We start from the raw sequence: 25059 nt of genomic DNA, 5'->3' as shown, positions 1-25059 counted from the left end.
CCGTGCGAGGGGAGCCGCGCGGGAAGAGGCAGGATGGAAGGATGGATCTGCGCATTTTCACCGAGCCCCAGCAAGGGGCTAGCTACGACACCCTGCTGAGCGTCGCCAAGGCCACCGAAGACCTCGGGTTCGATGCCTTCTACCGCTCCGACCACTACGTGCGCATGGGGTCCGGCGACGGACTGCCGGGCCCGACCGACGCCTGGATCACCCTGGCCGGTCTGGCCCGTGAGACCAAGCGCATCCGCCTGGGCACGCTCATGACGGCGGGCACCTTCCGCCTCCCGGGTGTGCTCGCCATCCAGGTCGCCCAGGTCGACCAGATGTCCGGCGGACGCGTCGAACTGGGCCTGGGAGCCGGCTGGTTCGAGGAGGAGCACAAGGCGTACGGCATCCCCTTCCCGAAGGAGAGGTTCGGCCGCCTGGAGGAGCAGCTCGCCATCGTCACCGGGCTGTGGGCCACCGAGGTCGGCAAGACCTTCAGCTACGACGGCACCTACTACCAGCTCACCGACTCGCCCGCGCTGCCCAAGCCGGCCCAGCCCAAGGTGCCGGTGCTGATCGGCGGGCACGGAGCGGTCCGCACCCCCCGGCTGGCCGCGCGGTACGCGGACGAGTTCAACATTCCGTTCGCCTCGCTGGAGGACACGCGGAAGCAGTTCGGCCGGGTGCGGGAGGCGGCGAAGGCGGCGGGCCGCACCCCCGACGACCTGGTGTACTCCAACGCCCTGGTGGTCTGTGTCGGCAAGGACGACGCGGAGGTGGCCCGCCGGGCCGCCGCCATCGGCCGGGACGTGGAGGAGCTGAAGGCCAACGGCCTCGCCGGTACACCGGCCGAGGTGGTCGACAGGATCGGAGCGTTCGCGGCGGTCGGGTCCTCGCGGATCTACCTCCAGATCCTCGACCTCGGCGACCTCGACCACCTGGAGCTGATCTCCTCCCAGGTCCAGTCCCAGCTGGCGTGAGCCGGTGACGTAACCCGAAGGAGCACCTGTGCGAACCGCCCGGAGACCGCTTGCCGACGCCCTCGCCGAGGGCCCGCTCCTCCTCGACGGAGGGCTCGCCCACCAGGTGGAGGCCCAGGGGTGCGATCTCTCCGACGCGCTGTGGTCGGCGCGGTTGCTGGTGGACGCCCCCGAGCAGCTCGAAGCCGCACACACCGCGTACGCGAGGGCGGGCGCACAGGTACTCATCACCGCCAGCTACCAGGCGACCTTCGAGGGGTTCACACGCCGGGGCATCGGCCGCCCGGGGACGGAGGAGCTGCTGGCGCGGAGCGTGGAACTGGCCCGGCGCGCGGGCGAGCGCTCCGGACGCGAGATCTGGGTCGCCGCCTCGGTCGGGCCCTACGGGGCGATGCTCGCGGACGGCAGCGAGTACCGGGGCCGGTACGGCCTCTCCGTCGAGGAGCTGGAGCGTTTCCACCGTCCACGGGTGGAGGCGCTCGCCGCGGCCCGGCCCGACGTGCTGGCGCTGGAGACGGTGCCGGACGTGGACGAGGCGCGGGCGCTGCTCCGGGCGGTCGCCCGCACCGGGATCCCGGTCTGGCTCTCGTACAGCGTCGCGGGCGGCCTGACCCGGGCGGGGCAGCCGCTGCGGGAGGCCTTCGCGGAGGCCGCCGCTCACGAGCAGGTGATCGCGGTCGGGGCCAACTGCTGCGATCCCGCCGACGCGGACGGAGCCGTCCGGTGCGCGGCGGCGGTGACCGGCAAGCCGGTGGTCGTCTATCCCAACAGCGGGGAGCGGTGGGACACGAGCGGGCGCAGGTGGACGGGGCCGAGCACCTTCGGCGCTCCGGAGCGGGTGCGCGACTGGACCCGGAACGGCGCGCGGCTGGTCGGCGGATGCTGCCGGGTCGGGCCGTCCCTGATCGCCGCGCTCGGCCGCGCACTCGAGGACACCGGGCCGCCGGACGGGAGTCTTCTCCCGTAGGCGAGGAGTGCGCCCGGCCCGCAGGTGGTGAGGCATGGTCCCCCCGCAGGTGGTGAGGCATCGTCCCCCCGCAGGTGGAGAGGCATCGTCCCCGCAGGTGGTGAGCCCCGGTCGGCAGGTGGTGCGAACACCGTCCGCGGGCGAGGGGTGCCGTCCCGAAGCCCGGTCAGGATGAGGGTGACGCCCAGAAAATGTCTGGTGAGGCCCGGCCATGCGGCTCATAATCGGTCAGGTGTTCATGACAATCGGAACGACCGGCACCCCGGAACGCCCCGCGACCGACCTCGGCTACCTGCTGCACAAGCATCCCGAGAGGGCGCAGGCGTTCTCCACTTCGCACGGCACGGCGCACGTCTTCTACCCCGAGGCGTCCCCCGAGCGGTGCACGGCCGCGCTGCTGCTGGAGGTCGATCCGGTGGCGCTGGTCCGGCGCGGCAAGGGGAAGGGGCGGGGAGGCGCCCCCGACGCGGCGCTCGCGCAGTACGTCAACGACCGCCCGTACGCAGCCTCCTCGCTGATGTCGGTGGCCATGGCGACGGTCTTCGCGTCGGCGCTGCGGGGCGACTGCCGGGCGATGCCCGAGCGGGCCGCCGACCCGCTGCCCCTGCGCATCGAGGTGCCGGTGCTGCCCGCCCGGGGCGGGGCCGAGCTGGTGCGGAAGCTGTTCGGGCCGCTCGGCTGGGCGCGGGTGGACGCGGAGCCCGTACCGCTGGACGAGGCGTTCCCCGAGTGGGGCGAGTCCCGTTACGTCCGGCTGACGCTGGAGGGGGAGCTGCGGCTGTCCGACGCCTTGCGACAGCTCTACGTCCTGCTGCCGGTGCTCGACGACGCCAAGCACTACTGGGTGGCGCCGGACGAGGTGGACAAGCTGCTGCGGGCCGGGGAGGGATGGCTCGCCACGCACCCGGAGCACCGGCTGATCACCAGCCGATACCTCGCCCGCCGCTGGGGGCTGACCCGGCAGGCCGAGCAGGCGCTCGAACTCGTCCGCCTCGCCGAGTCGGACGACCTCGACGTGGAGAGCGTGGACAACGCGGTGGACGAGGCCACCGACACCCCGGAGCGCCCGGTGCCGCTCGCGCAGCAGCGGCGCGACGCGATCCTGTCGGCGCTGCACGACGCCGGGGCGGCACGGGTGCTCGACCTCGGCTGCGGGCAGGGGCAGTTGGTCCAGGCGCTGCTCAAGGACGTGCGGTTCACCGAGATCGTCGGTGTCGACGTGTCGATGCGCGCCCTCACCATCGCCGCGCGCCGGCTCAAGCTGGACCGGATGGGCGAACGCCAGTCCCGCCGGGTCGCGTTGCGGCAGGGGGCGCTCACCTACACCGACAAGGGGCTGCGGGGGTACGACGCCGCCGTGCTCAGCGAGGTCGTGGAGCATCTCGACCTGCCGCGGCTGCCCGCGCTGGAGTACGCGGTGTTCGGCGCGGCGAGGCCCCGCACGGTGCTGGTCACCACGCCGAACGTCGAGTACAACGTGCGCTGGGAGACCCTGCCGGCCGGCCACGTCCGTCACGGCGACCACCGTTTCGAGTGGACCCGGGCCGAATTCCGCGACTGGGCCGGGAAGGCGGCGGACCGCTACGGCTACGCGGTCGCGTACGCCCCCGTCGGGCCGGACGACCCCGAGGTCGGCCCGCCCACCCAGATGGCGGTGTTCACCCTTGCCGAGAGCGACGGCACGGGCGACGGCGCGAGCGGCAGCGACCACCCGAACAGGCGCGAGAACGAGAACAAGAACGAGAGAGAGAAGGAGGCGAAGGCGGCATGACCACTCCCGAAGAGAGCAACGAAGACTTCGACAGCACCGCAGAGACCAGTACTCCCACCCCCACCAGCGACCCCACCGGCGCCCCCACCCACAGCCCCACTGGCAGCACCACCGACGCGGACACCCGCACCGGTGACATCCCCGGCACCACCGCCACCCCACCCGGCGGCACCGACCGCTCGGCCCCCCGCCCCCGGACCCTGCCGGTCCCCGACCTCTCCCTCGTCGTGCTGATCGGGGCCACCGGCTCCGGCAAGTCGACCTTCGCACACCGCCACTTCAAGCCCACCGAGGTCGTCTCCTCCGACTTCTGCCGCGGGCTCGTCGCCGACGACGAGAACGACCAGAGCGCGAGCGGTGACGCCTTCGACCTCCTCCACTACATCGTCGGCAAGCGCCTCGAAGCGGGCCGGCTCACCGTCGTCGACGCCACCAACGTCCAGGCCGAGGCCCGCCGCAAGCTGGTCCAGCTGGCCCGGGAGTACGACGTGCTGCCGGTCGCCGTCGTGCTCGACCTGCCGGAGGAGGTCTGCCGGGCGCGCAACGCCACCCGCCCGGACCGGGCCGGGATGCCGCGCCACGTCGTCCAGCGCCACCGGCGCGAGCTGCGGCGTTCCCTGCGCGGCCTGGAGCGCGAGGGCTTCCGCAAGGTGCACGTGCTGCACACGGAGGAGGAGGCCGACCGGGCGACGGTCGTGCGTGAGCGCCGGTACAACGACCTGCGCCACCTCACCGGCCCGTTCGACATCATCGGTGACGTCCACGGCTGCCGCAGCGAACTCGACTCCCTGCTTGCCGAGCTGGGGTACGCGGACGGCACCCACCCGCAGGGGCGTACGGCGGTCTTCGTCGGTGACCTCGTCGACCGGGGGCCGGACAGTCCCGGAGTGCTGCGGCGCGTGATGTCCATGGTCGCCTCGGGCGACGCGCTCTGCGTCTCCGGCAACCACGAGAACAAGCTGAGCCGTTATCTCAAGGGCCGAAAGGTCCAGCACAGCCACGGCCTCGCCGAGACGATCGAGCAGCTGGAGCGCGAGGACGGGAGGGACCCGGAGTTCCGTGCGCGGGCCGAGGAGTTCGTCGCCGGACTCGTCAGCCACTACGTGCTGGACGGCGGCGACCTGGTGGTGTGCCACGCCGGGCTGCCCGAGAAGTACCACGGCCGCACCTCCGGCCGGGTCCGCTCGCACGCCCTGTACGGCGACACCACGGGGGAGACCGACGAGTTCGGGCTGCCCGTGCGCTACCCGTGGGCCGAGGAGTACCGCGGTCGCGCGGCCGTCGTCTACGGCCACACCCCGGTCCCCACCGCCTCCTGGGTCAACAACACCCTCTGCCTGGACACCGGCGCGGTCTTCGGCGGCAAGCTGACCGCCCTGCGCTGGCCGGAGCGCGAAATCGTCGGCGTACCCGCCGAGAAGGTCTGGTACGAGCCGGTCAGGCCGCTGGCCACCGAGGCGCCGGGAGGCCGGGAGGGCCGACCGCTCGACCTCGGGGACGTCCACGGCCGGCGGATCGTGGAGACCCGCCACATGGGCCGGCTCTCGGTGCGCGAGGAGAACGCCGCCGCCGCGCTGGAGGTGATGAGCCGGTTCGCGGTGGACCCCCGGCTGCTGCCGTACCTCCCGCCGACCATGGCCCCGACCGCCACCTCCCGCGAGGAGGGGTATCTGGAGCACCCGGCCGAGGCGTTCGCGCAGTACCGCGCGGACGGCGTCACCAGGGTCGTGTGCGAGGAGAAGCACATGGGCTCCCGCGCCGTCGCCCTCGTCTGCCGGGACGCGGACGCCGCCCGGGAGCGCTTCGGCACGGACGGGCCGACCGGTGCGCTCTACACCCGTACCGGCCGGCCGTTCCTCGACGACACCGCGCTCACCGAGACGCTCCTCGACCGGATCCGGGCCGCCGTCACCGCCGCCGGGCTCTGGGAGGAGTGGGACACCGACTGGGTCCTGCTCGACGCGGAGCTGCTCCCCTGGTCGCTGAAGGCCGCCGGGCTGCTCCGCTCGCAGTACGCCGCCGTGGGCGCCGCCGCCGGCGCCGTCCTCCCGCCGGCACTGGCCGCGCTGGAGGCCGCCGGGGGCCGGGGCGTCGACGTGAGCGCTCTCGCGGGGCGCCAGCGGGAACGCGCGGGGGACGCCGCCGCATTCACCGAGGCGTACCGGCGCTACTGCTGGAGCACCGAAGGGCTGGAGGGGGTGCGCTTCGCGCCGTTCCAGGTCCTCGCGGTGCGGGGGCGCTCGCTCGCCGCCGAACCGCACGACGCGCAGCTCGCCTGGCTCGACCGGCTGGTCGAGCACGACCCGACCGGCCTGCTCCAGGTCACCCGGCGGCTCGTCGTCGACACCGGCGACGAGGAGTCCGTCCGCGCGGGCGTCGACTGGTGGCTGGAGATGACCGCGGCGGGCGCCGAGGGCATGGTCGTCAAACCGCTGGCGGCCCTCGTCCGGGACGCCAAGGCGCGACTGGTGCAGCCGGGCGTCAAGGTGCGCGGCCGGGAGTACCTCCGGATCATCTACGGCCCCGAGTACACCCGCCCCGACCACCTGGAGCGGCTGCGCTCCCGCTTTCTCGGCCACAAGCGGTCGCTGGCGCTGCGGGAGTATGCGCTCGGCCTGGAGGCGCTCGACCGGCTGGCCGAGGGCGAGCCGCTCTGGCGGGTCCACGAGGCGGTGTTCGCCGTCCTCGCGCTGGAGTCGGAGCCGGTAGACCCCCGGCTGTAGCGCGGCCAGGGCCGTCGGGGTGTCCGCCGCTGTGACGCACGCCCCGCGATCGGCAGGTGATTCGCGGGGTGAAGGGCGGGCCGCCCGGTGAGGATGAGGACATGGGATTCCATGTCGACTCCGAGGCCGGGCGGCTGCGCCGCGTCATCCTGCACCGCCCCGGTCTGGAACTGAAAAGGCTCACCCCCAGCAACAAGGACGCCCTCCTCTTCGACGACGTGCTCTGGGTGCGCCGTGCCCAGCAGGAGCACGACGGCTTCGCCGGGCTGCTGCGGGACCGGGGCGTCGAGGTCCACCTCTTCGGCGACCTGCTCCGGGAGGCCCTCGCCGTCCCGGTGGCGCGCCGCCTGGTGCTGGACCGGGTCTTCGACGAGAAGGAGTACGGCCCGCTGGCCACCGAACACCTGCGGGCGGCGTTCGAGGAACTGACCCCCGCGGAGCTGGCCGACGCCCTGGTCGGCGGGATGACCAAGCGCGAGTTCCTGGAGCGGCACGCCGAGCCGGTCTCGGTCCGCTTCCACGTCATGGAGCCGGACGACTTCCTCCTCGGCCCGCTGCCCAACCACCTCTTCACCCGGGACACCTCGGCCTGGATCTACGACGGGGTGTCGATCAACGCGATGCGCTGGCCCGCGCGGCAGCGCGAGACCGTCCACTTCGAGGCGATCTACGGCCACCACCCGCTCTTCACCGGCCCCGATGCGGGGGTCTTCCACCACTGGTCGCAGGGCCAGCACGACTACCCGTCGACCATCGAGGGCGGCGACGTGCTGGTGATCGGCCGGGGCGCGGTCCTCGTCGGGATGAGCGAACGCACCACGCCGCAGGCGGTCGAGATGCTGGCGCGCGGGCTCTTCGCCGCGGGGTCCGCCCACACGATCGTGGCGCTGGACATGCCGAAGCGGCGGGCGTTCATGCACCTGGACACCGTGATGACGATGGTCGACGGCGACACCTTCACCCAGTACGCAGGCCTCGGCATGCTCCGCTCGTACACCATCGAACCGGGAGACGGGCCCTACGAACTCAGGGTCACCGACCACCCGCCCGAGCACATGCACCGGGCCGTCGCCGCAGCACTCGGCCTCGACGCGATCCGCGTCCTCACCGCCACCCAGGACGTCCACGCGGCCGAGCGCGAGCAGTGGGACGACGGCTGCAACGTGCTGGCCGTCGAACCGGGGGTGGTCGTCGCCTACGAGCGCAACGCCACCACCAACACCCATCTGCGCAGGCAGGGCGTCGAGGTGCTGGAGATCCCGGGCAGCGAACTGGGACGGGGCCGGGGCGGCCCCCGGTGCATGAGCTGCCCCGTCGTGCGCGATCCCGTATGAGCGGACCGCCGCCCCGCGGGCTCTGTATAGCGATGCATTGTCTCGTATAGACTTCCATGGTTACGGTACGCCGACGATCCCCGTCCGACCCAGGAGCACGAACCATGGCCATAGACCTCGCGGGCCGCCACTTCCTCAAGGAGCTCGACTTCACCGCCGAGGAGTTCCTCGGCCTGGTCGAGCTGGCCGCGGAGCTGAAGGCGGCCAAGAAGTCGGGGACGGAGGTCCAGCGGCTGCGCGGCAAGAACATCGCGCTCATCTTCGAGAAGACCTCCACCCGCACCCGCTGCGCCTTCGAGATCGCCGCCGCGGACCAGGGTGCCTCCACCACCTTCCTGGACCCCTCCGCGTCCCAGATGGGGCACAAGGAGTCGGTACGCGACACGGCCCGGGTCCTCGGCCGGATGTTCGACGGCATCGAGTACCGGGGCGACAGCCAGCAGGCGGTCGAGGAACTCGCCGTCCACGCCGGTGTGCCGGTCTTCAACGGGCTCACCGACGACTGGCACCCCACCCAGATGCTCGCCGACGTCCTCACCATGGTCGAGCACTGCGCCAAGGACGTCCGCGACGACGGCTTCGCCTTCGCCTACCTCGGGGACGCCCGCTTCAACATGGGCAACTCCTACCTGATCACCGGCGCACTGCTCGGTCTGGACGTGCGGATCGTGGCGCCCGAGGCGTACTGGCCGCACGCGGACGTCGTGGCCCGCGCCCGGGAGCTGGCCGCCGGCAGCGGCGCCACGATCACCCTCACCGAGGACATCGCCGACGGCGTGGCCGGCTGCGACTTCGTCGCCACCGACGTCTGGGTCTCCATGGGCGAGCCCAAGGAGGTCTGGGCCGAGCGCATCGCCGCCCTCGCCGGGTACGCGGTGACCATGGACGTGCTGCGCGCCACCGGGAACCCCGGAGTGAAGTTCCTGCACTGCCTGCCCGCCTACCACGACCTCGGCACCGCGGTCGGCCGGGAGATCCACGCCGTCCACGGGCTGTCCGAGCTGGAGGTCACCGACGAGGTCTTCGAGTCCGCCCACTCGGTGGTCTTCGACGAGGCGGAGAACCGGATGCACACCATCAAGGCGGTCCTCGTCGCGACGCTCGCGGGCGCCTGAGCACGACGGGCGCGGGTGGTCTCCGTGTCCGTAGGAGTCGGCGAAGCCCCGACTGCATGGTGATGCATCCATCGGAGTGAACATGCGCGTCGGCGGCTACCATGGTCCGTCTCCCCGGGGTCCGAGCTTGCAGGCTCGGGCCCCGTCGCCGTGCACGGCGCCCCCCACGGCCGGCCGCGCACGTCTCCCCCCACCGCACCACCAGAGAAGAGAAACGCCGCATGAGTGCGCAGCGCACCGTCCGGCCGGGCTCCACCGTTCCCGGTCCGCGCCGCAAGAGCCCCGAACAACTGCTCGCCGAGGCAGGCGCGGACCTGGAGGGGCACGGCCTCAGGCGCACCATGGGCCTGTTCCAGCTGGTCTGCTTCGGCGTCGGCGCGGTCGTCGGTACCGGGATCTTCGTCGGTCTCTCGGACAGCGTCGCCGAGGCCGGTCCGGCCGTGGTGATCTCCTTCGTGCTGGCGGCGATCACCTGCATCTTCACGGCGTTCTCCTTCGCGGAGCTGGGCGGCGCGATCCCCGTCTCCGGCAGCTCCTACTCCTTCGCCTACGCCACCTTCGGCGAGCGCACCGCGTTCCTGGTCGGCGGATGCCTCTTGCTGGAGTACGGCGTCTCGGTCTCCGCGGTCGCGGTCGGCTGGAGCCAGTACGTCAACGAGCTGCTGCACAGCCTCTTCGGGGTTCGGCTGCCCGAGGCGCTCTCCGCCGGGCCCGCAGACGGCGGCGTCGTCAATCTGCCGGCCGTCCTGGTGATCGTCATGGCCGCCGCACTCCTCGTGCGCGGAGTCCGGGAGAGCGCGACGGCGACCGCCGCGATGGTGGTGCTCAAGATCGGCATCCTGGTCGTGTTCTGCGCCATCGCGTTCACCGCCTTCCGCCACGACAACCTCTCGCCCTTCGCGGGCAGCGGCGTCTCCGGGATCACCTCCGGAGCCTCCCTGGCGTTCTTCTCGTACATCGGCTTCGACGCGATCACCACCGCCGGCGAGGAGGTCAGGAACCCGCGGCGCAACATCCCCGTGGCGATCATGATCTGCCTCGGCCTGGTCACCCTGCTCTACTGCGCCGTCGCCGTCGCCGCCATCGGGGCCCTCGGCCCGGACGCGGTCGCGGACACCCCCGCCGCACTGTCGGCGGTCGTCAACCAGGTCACCGACTCGACCGTCGGCGGCGGCATCGTCGCGTTCGGCGCGGTCGTCGCCATCGCCTCGGTGGTGCTCGCCGTGATGTACGGCCAGACCCGCATTCTGATGTCGATGGCCCGGGACGGGCTGGTGCCCCGGGTCTTCGAGCGGGTCTCCCCGAAGACCCGCACCCCGGTCGCCAACACCTGGATCGTCGCCGCCGTCTTCGCCGTCCCAGCGGCCTTCGCCTCGCTCGACGCGGTGGTGAACCTGACCACCATCGGCACCCTGGGCGCCATGGCCGTCGTCAACCTGGCCGTCATCCAGCTGCGCCGCCGCAACCCCGCGCTGAAGCGTTCCTTCCGGGTACCGCTCTACCCGCTCAGCCCGATCCTGGGCGTCGCGTTCTGCGGGTATCTGATGTACGGGACGGGGTGGGAGGCGTGGGTCGAGTTCGCGCTCTTCCTGCTCGCCGGCTCCCTGCTCTACTCCTGCTACGGCCGCAGCCGCTCGCGCCTGGTCAGCTCCGGGGAGTCGGACCCGACTGGGCAGGCACCACCGGCAGCGTGAACCAGACCGCCTTGCCGTGCTCCGTGGTGCGGTGACCGCAGGCGGCACTGAGGGTACGGATCAGCAGCAGACCGCGCCCGTACTCCTGCCAGGGGTCCGGCATGGTGTCGGGGCCCGGGCCGGTCAGCCCGCCCGGCGGCTCGGGGTCGTGGTCGTGGACCTCCACCTGGCAGCCGGTGGGCAGCAGCTCCACGACCAGCTCGATGGGGTCGCGGCCGTCGGTGTGCTCCACGGCGTTGGTGACCAGTTCGGCGGTGAGCAGTTCGGCGGTGTCGCAGTCCGGCGGGAGGTCGATGTCGCTGAGCGCGGTCCGGACGAGGGCGCGGGCGATCGGTACGGCCGCCGTCGTGTGCGGCAGCTCGATGCGCCACGAGGCGGGTGCGGGGTCGACGGGCGGCAAGACGGATTCCGTTCGGGTCGCGGGATTCCTTGTGCGGAAGCCGTCCTGCGGCGAGCAGGCCGAGGGGCGCTGTGCGCGGACGCCCACGTCAAGACGGTTCCGTGTTTCCACCGGGGTCGTTTCGGCACGAGGCCGACCGACCGGTACGAAAAGGACTTTCGGGACTACGGTCTCATGGACCGCCCGCCCCGTGACTGTGAGGCCAGTCACTCTACGCGCCCGCGGAGCGGGGCCCTCGCCAGGGGCCACCGGGCGGTCGCTCCGGCGTCGGCACGGGACTGCCGACCCCTTGACCTGCGCCCCCTCATTCCTCCGCCCCGGACGCGGGACGGGGCCCGGTCGTCCGAGGGGACGGCCGGGCCCCGTCGGGGCACCTGTGCGAGGCGGATCAGTAGGGCTTGGCCAGCACGTGGGCGGCGCCCGGGATGCCGATCTTCAGGAGCTCGTCCTCCTCCGGCGTGGTCGCGTTGCCGGTCTCCTGCTTGAGGACGGCCCGGGACAGGCTCTGCACGAACATGGCGCGCGGCCGGCGACGTGCCTCCCACGCGGCGAGCGCGGCGGCGACGTCCCCTTCGGCGTCCAGCGACTGGGCCAGCACCAGGGCGTCCTCCACGGCCATGGCCGCGCCCTGCGCCAGCTGCGGTGCGCTGGCGTGCGCGGCGTCCCCCGCGAGGGCGACCCGGCCGACGTGCCAGGGCTCCTCGACGGTCACCTGGGAGATCCGGGAGTACACCACGGCCGCCGGGTCGGTGACGTGCGTCAGCGCCTCGGCCACCGGGCCGCCGAACGAGGTGAGACGTTCCGCCAGCTCCTCGTGCGCCCGCTCCGGGTCCGGCCGGAAGCCGGGGGCCTCGGCGAAGACCGCGCCGATGTACATCAGATCGTCGGTGATCGGGGTGAGCAGCGCCTTGGCGGACGCGAGGCCCGTGCTCATCACGACGCCCTCGACCTGCGGCTGGCGCGGCACGGTGACCCGCCAGTTGGCGAAGCCCGTGTACTCGGGGGAGTACGTGGTGCCGTACAGCCGGTTCCGCAGCGGCGAGCCGATGCCGTCGAAGCCGACGACCAGGTCCCAGCGGGCGGACGTGCCGTCCGAGAGGGCCACGTCGACCCCGGCACCGTCGTCGGTCAGCTCGGTGATCGTCGTGCCGTGGGTCACGGTCGCGCCGGCGCCCGTCGCGGCCCCGGCGAGGATCCGGGCCAGCGCGGGCCGGGGTATGCCGTTGTTCGACGGAGCGCCGTCCATGCGCGGCTGGGGGATCTTCGCCACCGGGTTGCCGGACGGGTCGGTGATGGTGAGGACCTCCCACTCGAAGCCGGCTTCGAGGCAGGCGTCCAGGGTGCCGATCTCCCGCATGACGTGGAGGGCGTTGGACGGCTGGATGATGCCGACGCCGAGTGCCTCGACACCGTCACGGAGTTCGGCGACCTGGACGGTGTGGCCGCGCCGGGCGAGGGCGGTCGCCAGGGTGAGGCCGCCGATCCCACCGCCGTGGATCAGGACGCGCAGGGGTGTTGCCATGTGTGTTCTCTCCGGGGGAGTGAAAGGAAGTGAAGTGAGGGGAACGGGACGTGCGCGGACGGTCCCACGAGGGGCGCGCGGCCGGTCAGCCGACCGGTGCGGGCAGGGCCATCAGGTGGTCGACCAGGGCCAGCAGCACGTCGCGGCCGAAGGACCGCTCGCGCACGTCACCGACGAGGAGGGGGACGTGCGGGTCGAGGTCGAGCGCCGCGCGGATCTCCTCCGAGCTACGGGTGTTGTGTCCGTGGAAGCAGTTGATCGCCACCACGAACGGGATGTCCCGGCTCTCGAAGAAGTCGATCGAGGCGAAACTGGTGTCCAGCCGGCGGGTGTCGGCGATGACGACCCCGCCGAGCGCGCCGTTGACCAGGTCGTTCCACATGAACCAGAAACGTTCCTGGCCCGGGGTGCCGAACAGGTAGACCACCAGCTCGGGGCTGACCGTGATCCGCCCGAAGTCCAGTGCGACCGTGGTGGTGTTCTTCTGGCCGACACCGGCCAGGTCGTCGACGCCGATGCTGGCCTTGGTCAGGAACTCCTCGGTGCGCAGCGGGGCGACCTCGCTGACCGCGCCCACCAGGGTGGTCTTCCCGACGCCGAAGCCGCCGGCGATGAGTATCTTGACGGCGCTGGGCGCCGCTTGAGGTGTGGTCATCTTGCTCAGAGTCTCCGGAGTCCGTCACGTACGGCGGCCAGCAGGCCCATGTCGGCCCCGCCGGATGCCCGAGCCACCGAGAGCGGGGCACGGGCCAGCAGCAGGCCCTGGGAGACCAGATCCGCCAGCAGGATCTTGGTCACCGAGATCGGCAGGTCGAGATCGGCGGACACCTCCGCGACCGCGGCGGGGTGCGTGCAGCGGTCGAGGATCATGCGGTGTTCCGGCTGGAGCCGGCCCGGCCGCAAGGGCGCACCGTGCTCGTCGCGTAACCCGTGCACGGTCGTCAGCACGGTGATGAGGGTGAAGTCGTCCCGATCGGGAGTGGTCCGTCCCCGGGTGATCGTGTACGGGCGCACCATGGTGCCCGCACCGTCGTCCTCGTCCCCGTCGGTCTCGTCGTCGTCCCAGTAGGGCGTCACACCCGCTGCCCGTCCCCGGTGCCGAAGGCGTCGAACTCGCCGCGCACGGGTGCGGTGAGCTTCTGGCCGACCTGCTGGACGAGGTTGTGCATGGCCAGGGACATCACCTCGGCGTCCACCTCCTGCGAGGCGACGACGGCCAGGTGGGTGCCCTGGCCGGCGGTGATGATGAAGAGCCACAGGTCGGCCAGCTCGACGATGACCTGGTGGACGGTGCCACCCCGGAAGAGCTGGCCCACGCCCCGGGCGAGGCTCTGCTGCCCGGTGCAGATCGCGGCGAGCCGCTCGGCGTCGGACCGCTCGATGGTCCGGGAGTGACTCACGACCAGTCCGTCGTCGGACAGCAGCACGGCGTTGACGGTCTCGGCCACCGAGTCCACCAAGCCGTCGAGCAACCAGTCGAGATCCTGGAGCGTGGCCGTTGTGCGTGTCATGACCGTTCTTCTCTCGGATTGAGGGGGGATGGGGGAGTGGCGGGCCTCGCGGACGCCCCGTCGGTCGCACGTGCCTCGCGCGACCGCCGCTGGAAGGCTCCGATGGCCGCGCCGGCACGCCGGGGAGCGGGCCTGAGCAGGGGGTTCTCGTCCCAGCTCGGGGTCCTGGGCGCAGAGGCCGGACGGCTCGCCGCGGGATCGACCCGCAGCTCGTCGACGAGGGAGGCCTGGCGGACCCGGCGGGGGAGCGGGGGCTCCGAGCCGGTGGCCCGGGCGTCCGGACCGGGCGGGAGCGCGGGGTGGCCAGAGACCTCGGGCTGCCGGTCGCCGCCGTGCGCGTGGTGCCCGTAGGGCGAGGCGTCCCCGGCCGTGTCCGGGTAGCCGCCGGTGTACGGCTGCTCCTGGTACGGATCCTGGTAGGCGGGCCCGGGCTCCGTGTAGGGCATGGACTGCCCGGCCGACGCGTCCTGGTCCCCGTAGGCGGGGCCCGGTACGGGGTACTGCCCGGCCGCCGTCATGTAGGGCTGCTCCTGGGAGGCGTACGGCTGGTCGCCCTGGCCGTACGGGCCCGACGGCGCGGCGTACGACGCGTCGCCGGAGCCGTAGGGGGCCTCGGGGCCGGGGTAGGACTCCTGCGCGGGGGCGTAGGAGGTCGCGGAGTACGGCTCCTGGGCGTACGGCTCGGCGGGGGCCGGGTACGACGGTTCCGGGACGGTGTACGTGTCCGACTGGACCGGCCGGTCCGCGTCCGCGGGGACTGCGGAGGGCCGTTCCTCGGACGGGACGGACCCGCCGGACCGCTGGGAGCGGGCTGCGGCGTGGTCGACCAGTGCGGTGACCCCGGCCATCGCCCGGCCCTGGACCCGGGACGGCAGTGCGCCCGCCGTCGCGGGAGCCTCCTCGTGCACGGGCTCCGGTACGGGAGCCGGGGCGGCGGCCACGGCGGCCACCGGACGCCCGGTGGGACGGACGACGGTGAGCCCGTCGGGGACGAGCACGACGACCCGGGTGCCGCCGAACGCCGACGAACGGAACTCCACCCGCAGGTCGTGCTGGTGGGCGAGGCGGGAGATCACGTGGAGTCCGAGCCGGATGTCCTCGGAGTGGGCGAGCACGTCCATCCGGGGCGGGCGGCTCATCAGCTCGTTGGCTTCCGCCAGTTGCTGCTCGTCCATGCCGAGGCCGCGGTCCTCCACCTCGATGGCGAGTCCGCGGCTCACCTTGGCGGCACGGACCTCCACCGGGCTCGGCGGGCGCGAGAACGCCAGCGCGTTCTCGATGAGTTCGGCGAGCACGTGCGAGACGGGGCCGACGGCCCGCTCGGAGAGCCAGGGAGTCCCGTCGAGGTCCAGCACCACCCGCTGGTAGTCCTGCACCTCGCCCTGGGCGGAGCGCATGACGTCCAGCAACGGGACGGGCTTGCGCCAGCGCCGGTGCGGGGCGCCGCCGGCCAGGATGACGAGGTTCTCCTCGTACCGGCGCAGACGCGCGGTGAGGTGGTCCAGGTCGAAGAGGCCGTCGAGCACCTCGGGGTCCTCGTGCTTGCGCTCCAGCTCGTCCAGCTTCTTGAGCTGCTGGCCGATGAGCTGCTGGGTGCGGCGGGCGATGCGCTGGAGGAGACGTTCGAAGCCGCGGTGCTGGTCGGCCTGTTTGACGGCCGCCGCCAGCGCACTGGTGCGGGCGAGGTTGAGCGCGTCGCCGAGCTGGGTGAGCTCGTCGCCGGACTTGCCCTTGCGGTCGGACTCGATGGCGCGGGCCTCGGCCTCGACATCGATCTTCTCGCCTTGGCCGAGCCGTTCGACGACGTCGGGAAGGGTGCGTTCCAGCTCCTCCGCGCGGTCCTGGAGCCGCTTGATGCGGCGGCGCAGGTTACGCGTGAGGCGCCAGGTGGTGAGGACGACCGCGATCACGGCGAGCAGGCCGACCACGGTGGTGACCACCATCTTGACCAGCAGCGAGACGACGGTGTCCTTGCCGAGCGCGACCACCACTTCGGTGCGGTGCTGGAGCAGGGGGACCAGTTGGGGCGTGAGCTCGTCCATGGTCGAGCGCCAGTTCTTCTCCGAGGCCCCGATCCGGACGAAACCCTTCGAGTCCGCGTCCCGCGGGCTCAGTATCCGGGCCTCCAGAGCGGTCTTCGCCTTCCAGGCCCTGCCGTCGGCGACCTCCTTCCACATCGCCCGCTCGTCGGCGGGGATGTTGGGGAGCACCTTGTTCTCGTAGAGGTAGGGCTGGCCGGTGATCTCCCTGCGCAGCGACGCGAGGTCCTCGGCGCTGAGCTTGCCGTCGGGCCAGCCGCGGGCCAGCAGGGCGTCGGAGCGGGAGATCATCTCCTTCATCCAGAAGAGGTCGACCAGCGGCGCGGAGGCCGTGGTCACCTCGCCGTTGTCCACCTGGCTGAGGGCGGAGAAGAGCTGCAGGTCGACCGCGATGAGGTCGGTGTAGTAGCCGTAGACCACCGCCTGCTGCTCGTCGTCGCCCTGGTCGACCAACGTCCGCTGCGCGGAGAGCTGGTTGATGGACTCACGAGCCTGTGCGACGGCTTCACGCACCTTGACCGGGGCGCTGTCGGCGGAGATGTCGGAGACGGACTGGAAGTTCTTGATCGCCTCGTCGGTCAGCTTCCGCTGCCGTTGGAGCGCCTCCTTGGGAGCATCGGGATCGGCGAGCGCCTCCGCGCTGAGACGCCGTTCCTCCTGCAGGTTGAAGTACACGATGTTGGACGGCTGGCCGGCCTTCTGGGCCAACTGCCCTTGGGCAGCCTGCCGCTGGAAGTCGAGCAGGGTCTGACCGCTGGTGACCGCCCAGAGGGCCGCGAGGGCGACGCCGGGGACGATGGCCAGGATGAGCAGGGCTGTCCGCAGCGACATGGGGGTCGAGTCGGTGCGCCGAGACGCGCGCGTGCGCAGGGCAGGCTCCTTGACGTGGGTGACGGTCTCACGAACCGTCAATTCCGTTGAGAGGTTCGACACATAGATACTAGGCACAGTGAAAAAATGAAGAGAAAGTGGGCTCACATGAACAACACCGGTCCCACATATTCCTCGCACCTCGCGCGGGGCGCGCCGGGTCCGCCCGGGTGGTCATGAGGTGGTGCGGCGCTCCCTGCGGCGTGCCGGACGGGTGAACACCGCCGGGCGATATATCTGTACTCAGTGCCCTATTTCCCGGACGCCCCGCAGTGATCGCGCTCATCGTCTGCCACTTCGCGCTGGCGGCATGTGCCGGTCCCTTGGTGCACCGGCTGGGCAGTCGCGCCTTCGTCCTGCTCGCCCTGCCCCCGGCCGCCACCACGGTCTGGGCCTTCACGGTGTGGACGAGCGCCTCCGACGGGCGGACCGAGGAGTGGTCCTGGACGTGGATCCCCGCGTACGGCGTCGACGTCTCTCTGCGGCTGGACGCCCTCGGCGAGCTGATGGTGCTGCTCGCCGCCGGTGTCGGCACCCTCGTCCTGCTCTACTGCGCCTCGTACTTCGCCGACGACACCCCCCAACTGGCCCGGTTCGCCGGGAACCTGCTGGCCTTCGCCGGGGCCATGCTGGCGCTCGTCCTCGCCGACGACCTGATCACGCTCTACGTGTTCTGGGAACTGACCACCGTCTTCTCGTACCTGCTGATCGGACACGGCAGCGAACGGAAGCAGAACCGCAGATCGGCGCTGCAGGCCCTCACCGTCACCACCCTCGGCGGCCTGGCCATGCTGGTCGGGTTCCTGATCATCGGCCAGGCCGCCGGAACCTACCGGATCTCGGTGATCGTGGCCCATCCGCCGACCGCCTCCACCGCCGTCCAGGTCGCCGTCGCGCTGGTACTGGCGGGCGCGCTGTCGAAATCCGCGATCTGGCCCTTCTCCCTGTGGCTGCCCAACGCGATGGCCGCCCCCTCCCCGGTCAGCGCCTACCTGCACGCCGCCGCGATGGTGAAGGCCGGTGTCTACCTGGTCGCCCGGCTCGCCCCGGCCTTCGCCGACGTACCGCTGTGGCGCCCGGTGGTCCTAGTGCTCGGCGCCGCCACCATGCTGCTCGGCGGCTGGCGCGCCCTGCGCCTGCACGACCTCAAACTCGTCCTCGCGTACGGCACCGTCAGCCAACTCGGCTTCCTCATCCTGCTCGCCGGGGACGGCAGCCGTGACGCGGCGCTCGCCGCCGTCGCGATGATCCTGGCCCACGCACTCTTCAAGGCCCCGCTCTTCCTCGTCATCGGCATCGTCGACCACGCGACCGGCACCCGCGACCTGCGCCGGCTCTCCGGCGTCGGCCGCGCCGCTCCCCTCGTCTGCGCCGTCGCCCTGCTCGCCGCCGCCTCCATGGCGGCGCTCCCTCCGCTGCTCGGATTCGCGGCCAAGGAAGCCGCGTTCGAGGCACTCCTGCACGGGGACACCGCCGACCTCTGGACCCTGGCGGCCACCGTGGCGGGCTCCGCGCTCACCACCGCGTACACCCTCCGGTTCGTCTGGGGCGCCTTCCTGCGCAAGCCCGGCGTCCCGGACACCCCTGTCCACCGGGTCTCCGCGGCCTTCCTCGCCCCGCCGGCCCTGCTCGCCGTCGCGGGGCTCGTGCTCGGCCCCGGCGTCGGCTGGACGGACCACCTGTTCAGCCGGTACGCCGACGTCTTCCCGGCCACAACGCCCCCCTACCACCTCGCGCTCTGGCACGGCTTCGGCACTGCGCTGCTCCTCTCGGCCGTCGCGTGGGCCGGCGGCGCCCTCCTCTTCGCCGCCCGCGCCCCCGTCCGCGCGTTCGCCCGCCGCGTCGCCTGGCCGACCGCCGACGGCGCCTTCGGCCACCTCCTGCTCGGACTGGAACGCCTCGCCCTGCAGATCACCGGCCTGGTGCAGCGCGGTTCGCTCTCCGTCTACCTGGCCACCACCCTGCTCGTCCTGATCACCGGACAGGTCGCGGTCCTGGTGACCGACCGCCCGTGGGACGACGCCGTCGCCCCGCGGCTCTGGGACTCCCCGCTCCAGGGCGCGCTGGCGGTACTCACCAGCGCCGCCGCCCTGCTCTGCCTCACCGTGAGCCGCCGGATGAAGGCCGTGGTGCTCGCCGGACTCACCGGTTACGGCACCGCGCTGCTCTTCGTCGTCCAGGGCGCCCCGGACCTCGCGCTGACGCAGTTCGGCGTCGAGACCGTCTCGATGATCGTGTTCGTGCTGGTGCTGCGCCGGATGCCGGTCCACTTCCAGGAGAGCGTCAGCTCCTGGCGGCGGGCCGGGCGCGTCCCTGTCGCCCTCGCCGCTGCCGCCATCTTCGGGGTCGCCGTCTGGGTCTCCGCCGCCGCCCGCACCGCCGAACCGGCCGGGGCCGCCATGGTGCGGGAGGCCGCGAGCCACGGACTCAAGGACGTCGTCGCCACCATCCTGGTCGACCTGCGGGCCTGGGACACCATGGGCGAGTCGGCGGTGCTGGCCGCCGCCGCGGTGGGCGTGACGAGCCTGATCTACCTCCACCGCAGGAGCGAACGGCCCGTCTCCGGCGAGGAACCACCGGGCCGGACCACGCCCGTCGCCCCGGCACCGGCCGGAACCGCCGATCTCCCCACGCTCACCCGGACCCCGCCGCCCGGCGGTACCGCCTGGGCGCTCTCCCGCGACCCGGCCCGGCTCACCGGGCTTCCGCAGGGCGACGAGGGAGCCCCCGAACGCGACTGGCTCGCGGCGACCTCCACCCTCGCGCCCGAACACCGCTCGCTCGTCTTCGAGGTGGTGGCCCGGCTGCTCTTCCACCCCGTCCTGGTGCTCTCCCTGTACCTCCTCTTCTGCGCGGAGAACATGCCGGGCGGCGGATTCGTCGCCGGACTCGTGGGCTCCGTCGCCCTCATCACCCGCTACCTCGCCGGCGGCCGGTTCGAGCTCGCGGAAGCCGCGCCGCTGCCCCCCGGACTCGTCACCGGGATGGGCCTCTTCCTCTCCACCGGTGTCGCCCTGCTCGGGCTCTTCGACGGCACGGTGCTGCACGCCTGGACCTACCACGGGCACCTGCCGGTCTTCGGCGACTACCACCTCGGCACGTCGGTCCTCTTCGACTGCGGCGTCTACCTGCTTGTACTCGGCGTGGTCCTCGACATCGTCCGCGCGCTGGGCGCGAAGATCGACCGGCAGATCGAACGGGCCGCCGCCCTGGGGCGCCCGGTCTCCCCCGAGACCGGGGGTGGGGCCCGATGACCGTCAGCGCCTCCCTGCTCGCCACCGCCGTCGTGCTCTGCGCGGTCGGCGGAATCCTCATGCTCACCCGGCCGCTGACCCGCATCCTGCTGGGCGCGGTGATCATCGGCAACGGCATCAACCTCCTCGTCCTCTCCGGCACCGGCTCGGCGGGCGCCGCCCCGCTGCTGTACGGCGTACCGCTGCGCGAGGTCACCGACCCGCTGCCGCAGGCCATCGCCCTCACCGCGATCGTCATCACCCTCGCCACCACGGCCTTCCTGCTCGCCATGGCCTACCGCAGCCACCAGCTGACCGGCAGCGACGAGGTCCACGACGACCTGGAGGACCGGCGCATCGCGCTGCGCGCCGAGGTGCGCGGCGAACGCGCCCAGCTCATCGAGGAGTACCGGACGGGGGAGGCACCCACCAGCGCGGAACGCGCCCGCTACCGGGAGGAGCGCCGCCGGCTGCGCCACCGGCTGCGCGCGGACCGCGCCCTCCAGGCCCGGGGCCGCGACGCCACCGGTGACCTCTGGCACGACGTACTCGGCGCCGACCCCGAGGACTACGCGCGGCCCGCCGCCCCCCGGAGCCCGGACGACCCCGCGCACCGCCCCCACCCTGGAGACGCCGGATGAAAGCCCTCGTCCCGCTGCCGGTGCTGCTGCCGCTCTGCGCCACCGGGCTCAGCCTCGCCTTCGGCACCCGCCTCAAGCGCTTCCAGCGCTTCATCAGCGTCGCGGTGCTCACGCTCGTCCTCGGACTCTCCGCGGGACTGATGGCCGCCACCCAGGTGGACGGCCCGATCTCCGTCCACCTCGGGGACTTCGCCCCGCCGCTCGGCATCACCCTGGTCGCCGACCGCCTCTCGGCCCTGATGCTGACCGTCTCCTCGGCGGTCACCCTCTGCGTGCTCGTCTACTCCCTCGGACAGGGCATGGCGGACCGGGACGAGGAGACCCCCGTCGCCGTCTTCCACCCCGCCTACCTCATCCTGGTCGCCGGGGTCTCCTGCACGTTCCTCGCCGGAGACCTCGTCAACCTCTACGTGGGCTTCGAGATCATGCTGGTCGCGAGCTTCGTCCTGCTCACCCTCGGCGGCACCGGCCCCCGGGTACGGGCCGGCTCCACGTACGTGATCATCTCGCTGTTCTCCTCGATGCTCTTCCTCACCGCCATCGCGATGGCGTACGCGGCGACCGGCACCGCCAACTTCGCCCAGCTCGCCCAGCGGCTTCCCGGACTTCCCCTCGGGGTACAGACGTTGATCCAGGCCATGCTGCTGACGGTCTTCGCCGTCAAGGCCGCCGTCTTCCCGCTCGGCGCCTGGCTCCCGGACTCCTACCCCACCGCACCCGCGCCCGTCACGGCCGTCTTCGCCGGGCTGCTCACCAAGGTCGGCGTCTACAGCATGCTGCGCACCGAGACGCTGCTCTTCCCCGGCAACCGGGTCGGCGACCTGCTGATGGCGGTCGCCCTCGCCTCGATGATCGTCGGCATCCTCGGCGCGGTCGCCCAGACGGACCTGAAGCGGCTCTTCTCGTTCACCCTGATCAGCCACATCGGCTACATGATCTTCGGGATCGGTCTCGCCACCCGCCAGTCGTACGGCGGCGCGATCGTCTACGTCACGCACCACATCACCGTGCAGACCACCCTCTTCCTCGTCGCGGGGCTGGTGGAACGCCGCGGCGGCACCACCGAGCTCACCCGCACCGGCGGTCTCGCCCGGGCCGCCCCGCTGCTCGCCGTGCTCTACCTCGTGCCGGCCCTCAACATGGCGGGCATCCCGCCGTTCTCCGGCTTCATCGGGAAGCTAGGACTGATGCGCGCCGGTGTGGCGGACGGCAGCGTCTGGGCCTGGCTCCTGGTGGCCGGCTCCACCGCGACCAGCCTGCTCACGCTGTACGTGATGGCCAAGGTCTGGAACCTGGCCTTCTGGCGCGACGCGCCGCCCGGGCAGGCGCTCGACGGGACCGTCCTGGAGGTCGGCTCCGACGAGGACGACGACGATCCGGACGAGGGCCCGGACCGCGTGCCCGGTACCGGGGACGAGCCGGTGCACTCCCGGCCCGGGCCCGCCGGCCGGGCGGTCGCCGCCACCCTGCACGGCCGCGCCATCACCACGACGTCCCGGCTGCCCCGGACCATGGTCGCGGCCACCGCCGCCGGCGTCGTCATCAGCCTCGCCTTCACCGTCTTCGCCGGCCCGCTGACCACCTACACCGACCGGGCCGCCGCCGAACTCGTGCGACGCACCCCCTACATCGAGGAGGTGCTCGGCCGGTGAGCCGCCGATTCCCGCGCGGGCCCGGAGCGCCCCCGCTCAGCTTCACCCTGGGCCGCAGCGGACGCCGAGTGATCGACCTGCCGCTCATCGCCTGGCTCACCGTGATCTGGGTGATGCTCTGGTCCACCCTGACCTGGGCCAACGTCCTCACCGGCGTGGTCGTCGCGGTCACCGTCTGCCTGGCCTTCCCGCTGCCCCGGGTCGACCTCGGGCTGCGGCTGCACCCCTGGGGCATCCTGCGACTGGCCGGCTACCTGCTGTACGACATGTTCACCTCCGGGGTGAGGGTCTCCGGGCAGATCCTCGCCGGACGGCCGCACCGGGCAGCCGTCATCGCGGTGCCGCTGCGCTGCCGCAGCGACCTCATGCTCACGGCGACCGCGGTCGCCGTCTCCAACGTGCCCGGCGGCGCCATCGTCGAAGTGCGCCGCTCCACCGCGACCGTCTTCCTGCACGTCCTCGACGCCGACCGGCCCGCCGAGCTCGAAGCCGCCCGGCGCTCGGTCTGGCGGATGGAGGCCCTGACCGTACGGGCCTTCGGCACCCGGGACGAGATCACCCGGGTCGCCCAACCGCCGCCGTCACCGCCCCACCCGACCGGGAGGACCTCCTCATGAGCACCATGCAGACCGTCGACCGCTGGCTGCTGTACGCGGCGGTGGGGATGATCGTCCTGGCCGGAGCCCTCCTGCTGGCGCGCATCCGGCGCGGACCCTCGATGCTGGACCGGGCCCTGTCGCTCGACGTGTGCGCGGCGCTGATCATCGCCGGTCTCGGGGCCCGCGCCGCGCTGGTGCGTGACACCTTCTACTTCCCGATCATGCTGGTACTCGCCTTCCTCGGATTCACCGGCTCCGTCGGCATCGCCCGCTTCATCGCGGTGCGCGACCGGCCGCGCCCGCGCCGCCGACCGGGCGCGCCCACCGGCACCGGGGAGAGCCGGACATGACCACCTGGCTCACCGTCGTCGACACCGCCGGCGCCGTCGCCATCCTGCTCGGCGCGGCCACCTGCCTGCTCGGTGCCCTCGGCATGCTCCGACTGCCCGACGTCCTCTCCCGCAGCCACGCGGCGACCAAGCCGCAGGCGCTCGGCATCCTGCTGGTCCTCGTCGGGGTCGCGATGCGGCTGCGCAGCGGAATGGACCTCGCGACCCTCGCCCTGATCCTCTTCTTCCAGATGATGACGGGTCCGGTCGCCGCGCACCTGGTGGCCAGGTCCGCGTACCGGACGGGCCAGATCGACCGCCGCGACCTGCTCTTCGACGACCTCGACGACCAGCTCACGCGGGAGCGATGACCCCCGCCACGGGGCCGCTGCCGTGCCGGTGGCGTTCGGCGCGGTATGCCCGGTAACGGAAGCGTGCCATGATGCGGGTCAACTGCCGCATGCTGGGGGGCGTATGGGAAGCACGGGTACGGTGCTGCGCGAGTTGCGCGGGGCACAGAAGACGGCCAAGGGTGTCTCGCTCTACTCGCGGTACGTGAACCGGCCCGCCGGCCGGGTACTGGCGGCGGTGGCCCACCGGGCGCGCATGACGCCCAATCAGGTCACGCTCGTCAGTGCGGCGTTCACCTTCGCGTCCATCACCGCCATCGCCCTCGCCGGGCCGACGTGGGCGCTGGGAGTCCTCGTCTGGGCCGGGCTCGTGGTGGGCTTCGCCTTCGACTCCGCCGACGGCCAGCTGGCCCGGCTCACCGGACGCGGCGGCCCCGACGGCGAGTGGCTCGACCACGTGGTGGACTGCGCCAAGATGGTCCTGGTGCACACGGCGGTACTGATCTCCCTCTACCGCGCCGACGCCTACCGCATCGGTGAACAGCGCGGTGAGACGTGGCTGTTGCTGCCGCTCGGCTTCCTCTTCGTCGCCGTCCTGACCTTCTGTGCCGGACTCCTGCGCGAGCAGCTCGGCAGGGCGGCGCAGCGCGCGGACGCCCCGGCCGCGCCCGCGGGCCCCGTCTCCCGGGTACGTGCCGTGGCCCTGCTCCCCGCCGACTACGGGGTCTTCTGCCTCGTCTTCCTGCTGCTCGGCGAGCCCGCGGCCTTCCTGGCGGGGTACGCGGCGCTCGCCGTGGTGCACGCGCTGTTCCTGGTGGCTTTCCTGGCCAAGTGGTTCAGGGAGCTGAGAGCGCTCCGGGCCGGGTGACGAGCACGTCCAGCGCCTTGCGCAACTGGGTGCTGGAGGTGTGCACGGTGTACGGGAAGTAGACGACCTCGACGCCGACTTCGGCGAAGTCGCGCTCGAGCTTCCTCCCCTTCTCCGTACCCCGCCAGTCGTCACCCTTGAAGATCACGTCGAAGCGGACCTGCTGCCAGGTGTCGATCTTCTCCGGCACGGTCTCCACGAAGGCGGCGTCCACGTGGCGGATGCTCCGGACGATCTCCAGCCGCTCCGGCAGCGGGATCACCGGACGGTGGCCCTTGGCCAGGGCTGCCATCTCGTCGGAGACGACCCCCGCCACCAGGTAGTCGCACTGACTGCGGGCATGACGAAGGATGTTGAGATGACCCACGTGGAACAGGTCGTACACGCCCGGCGCGTAACCCACCCTGTGCTGCACCATCCGTTCTCTCCCCCCACGGTGAACGATATGTGCTGATGATTCCAACGACCTTACTGTG

General features: G+C 72.2%; 21 protein-coding genes. 14 read left to right on the top strand and 7 right to left on the bottom strand.

Annotated elements, in window-relative coordinates:
- Window positions 1–41 precede the first annotated feature (41 nt).
- The 7 genes from PZB77_RS06105 to PZB77_RS06075 all read left to right on the top strand — a co-directional run bounded on the left by PZB77_RS06105 (window position 42) and on the right by PZB77_RS06075 (window position 10569).
- A complete protein-coding gene (locus tag PZB77_RS06105; RefSeq protein WP_275491537.1) occupies window positions 42–965 on the top strand; it encodes an LLM class F420-dependent oxidoreductase in 924 nt (307 codons plus the stop codon).
- Window positions 966–993: 28 nt separating this feature from the next.
- A complete protein-coding gene (mmuM, locus tag PZB77_RS06100) occupies window positions 994–1932 on the top strand; it encodes a homocysteine S-methyltransferase (protein WP_275491536.1) in 939 nt (312 codons plus the stop codon).
- Between the two features lie 232 nt (window positions 1933–2164).
- On the top strand, window positions 2165–3703 hold the full coding sequence (locus PZB77_RS06095; protein WP_275491535.1) for a 3' terminal RNA ribose 2'-O-methyltransferase Hen1: 1539 nt from the start codon (window positions 2165–2167) through the stop codon (window positions 3701–3703).
- Complete coding sequence (locus PZB77_RS06090; RefSeq protein ID WP_275491534.1) at window positions 3700–6426, top strand: polynucleotide kinase-phosphatase; 2727 nt, start codon at window positions 3700–3702, stop codon at window positions 6424–6426. The genes PZB77_RS06095 and PZB77_RS06090 overlap by 4 nt, the downstream gene beginning before the upstream one ends.
- A gap of 101 nt (window positions 6427–6527) precedes the next feature.
- Window positions 6528–7760, top strand: coding sequence for an arginine deiminase (locus PZB77_RS06085; RefSeq protein WP_275491533.1), 1233 nt, complete (start codon window positions 6528–6530; stop codon window positions 7758–7760).
- Between the two features lie 104 nt (window positions 7761–7864).
- The gene (argF, locus tag PZB77_RS06080) at window positions 7865–8875 is read left to right on the top strand and encodes an ornithine carbamoyltransferase (RefSeq protein WP_275491532.1); all 1011 of its coding nucleotides are present in this window, start codon (window positions 7865–7867) and stop codon (window positions 8873–8875) included.
- Between the two features lie 221 nt (window positions 8876–9096).
- Window positions 9097–10569: an amino acid permease gene (locus tag PZB77_RS06075; RefSeq protein WP_275491531.1), complete on the top strand. Its 1473-nt coding sequence runs from the start codon at window positions 9097–9099 to the stop codon at window positions 10567–10569.
- On the opposite strand, the gene PZB77_RS06070 is transcribed toward PZB77_RS06075, so the two are convergent.
- The 6 genes from PZB77_RS06070 to PZB77_RS06045 form a co-directional block, all read right to left on the bottom strand.
- Window positions 10520–10969 (bottom strand): ATP-binding protein, encoded by a 450-nt coding sequence (locus tag PZB77_RS06070; protein ID WP_275491530.1) that lies wholly within the window; start codon window positions 10967–10969, stop codon window positions 10520–10522. The genes PZB77_RS06075 and PZB77_RS06070 overlap by 50 nt on opposite strands.
- A gap of 388 nt (window positions 10970–11357) precedes the next feature.
- Window positions 11358–12491, bottom strand: coding sequence for an FAD-dependent monooxygenase (locus PZB77_RS06065; RefSeq protein WP_275491529.1), 1134 nt, complete (start codon window positions 12489–12491; stop codon window positions 11358–11360).
- 85 nt (window positions 12492–12576) lie between these two features.
- A complete protein-coding gene (locus tag PZB77_RS06060) occupies window positions 12577–13146 on the bottom strand; it encodes an ATP/GTP-binding protein (protein ID WP_275491528.1) in 570 nt (189 codons plus the stop codon).
- A 5-nt stretch (window positions 13147–13151) separates the two neighbouring features.
- On the bottom strand, window positions 13152–13508 hold the full coding sequence (locus PZB77_RS06055; RefSeq protein WP_275495929.1) for a DUF742 domain-containing protein: 357 nt from the start codon (window positions 13506–13508) through the stop codon (window positions 13152–13154).
- A gap of 56 nt (window positions 13509–13564) precedes the next feature.
- On the bottom strand, window positions 13565–14002 hold the full coding sequence (locus tag PZB77_RS06050; RefSeq protein WP_275491527.1) for a roadblock/LC7 domain-containing protein: 438 nt from the start codon (window positions 14000–14002) through the stop codon (window positions 13565–13567).
- A complete protein-coding gene (locus tag PZB77_RS06045; protein WP_275491526.1) occupies window positions 13999–16872 on the bottom strand; it encodes a nitrate- and nitrite sensing domain-containing protein in 2874 nt (957 codons plus the stop codon). Before PZB77_RS06045 ends, PZB77_RS06050 begins: the two co-directional genes overlap by 4 nt.
- Before the next feature lie 311 nt (window positions 16873–17183).
- Between PZB77_RS06045 and PZB77_RS06040 the strand changes: the two genes are divergently transcribed.
- The 7 genes from PZB77_RS06040 to PZB77_RS06010 all read left to right on the top strand — a co-directional run bounded on the left by PZB77_RS06040 (window position 17184) and on the right by PZB77_RS06010 (window position 24583).
- Window positions 17184–20165: a Na+/H+ antiporter subunit A gene (locus tag PZB77_RS06040; RefSeq protein ID WP_275491525.1), complete on the top strand. Its 2982-nt coding sequence runs from the start codon at window positions 17184–17186 to the stop codon at window positions 20163–20165.
- Window positions 20162–20785: a Na(+)/H(+) antiporter subunit C gene (locus tag PZB77_RS06035; protein ID WP_275491524.1), complete on the top strand. Its 624-nt coding sequence runs from the start codon at window positions 20162–20164 to the stop codon at window positions 20783–20785. Before PZB77_RS06040 ends, PZB77_RS06035 begins: the two co-directional genes overlap by 4 nt.
- Window positions 20782–22437, top strand: coding sequence for a Na+/H+ antiporter subunit D (locus PZB77_RS06030; protein ID WP_275491523.1), 1656 nt, complete (start codon window positions 20782–20784; stop codon window positions 22435–22437). The genes PZB77_RS06035 and PZB77_RS06030 overlap by 4 nt, the downstream gene beginning before the upstream one ends.
- A gap of 47 nt (window positions 22438–22484) precedes the next feature.
- Window positions 22485–23054, top strand: a complete 570-nt coding sequence (locus tag PZB77_RS06025; protein WP_275495928.1) for a Na+/H+ antiporter subunit E — start codon at window positions 22485–22487, stop codon at window positions 23052–23054.
- Window positions 23051–23386 (top strand): monovalent cation/H+ antiporter complex subunit F, encoded by a 336-nt coding sequence (locus PZB77_RS06020; RefSeq protein WP_275491522.1) that lies wholly within the window; start codon window positions 23051–23053, stop codon window positions 23384–23386. The genes PZB77_RS06025 and PZB77_RS06020 overlap by 4 nt, the downstream gene beginning before the upstream one ends.
- Window positions 23383–23736, top strand: a complete 354-nt coding sequence (gene mnhG, locus PZB77_RS06015) for a monovalent cation/H(+) antiporter subunit G (RefSeq protein ID WP_275491521.1) — start codon at window positions 23383–23385, stop codon at window positions 23734–23736. The genes PZB77_RS06020 and mnhG overlap by 4 nt, the downstream gene beginning before the upstream one ends.
- Before the next feature lie 103 nt (window positions 23737–23839).
- Window positions 23840–24583 (top strand): CDP-alcohol phosphatidyltransferase family protein, encoded by a 744-nt coding sequence (locus PZB77_RS06010; RefSeq protein WP_275491520.1) that lies wholly within the window; start codon window positions 23840–23842, stop codon window positions 24581–24583.
- On the opposite strand, the gene PZB77_RS06005 is transcribed toward PZB77_RS06010, so the two are convergent.
- Window positions 24552–25001, bottom strand: coding sequence for an adenylyltransferase/cytidyltransferase family protein (locus PZB77_RS06005; RefSeq protein ID WP_275491519.1), 450 nt, complete (start codon window positions 24999–25001; stop codon window positions 24552–24554). The genes PZB77_RS06010 and PZB77_RS06005 overlap by 32 nt on opposite strands.
- Window positions 25002–25059 lie beyond the last annotated feature (58 nt).

This window comes from Streptomyces sp. AM 2-1-1 (assembly GCF_029167645.1).
GTDB lineage: Bacteria > Actinomycetota > Actinomycetes > Streptomycetales > Streptomycetaceae > Streptomyces.
Note: the sequence above shows the minus strand (reverse complement) of the source record. Positions and strands in the feature narration are given on the sequence as shown.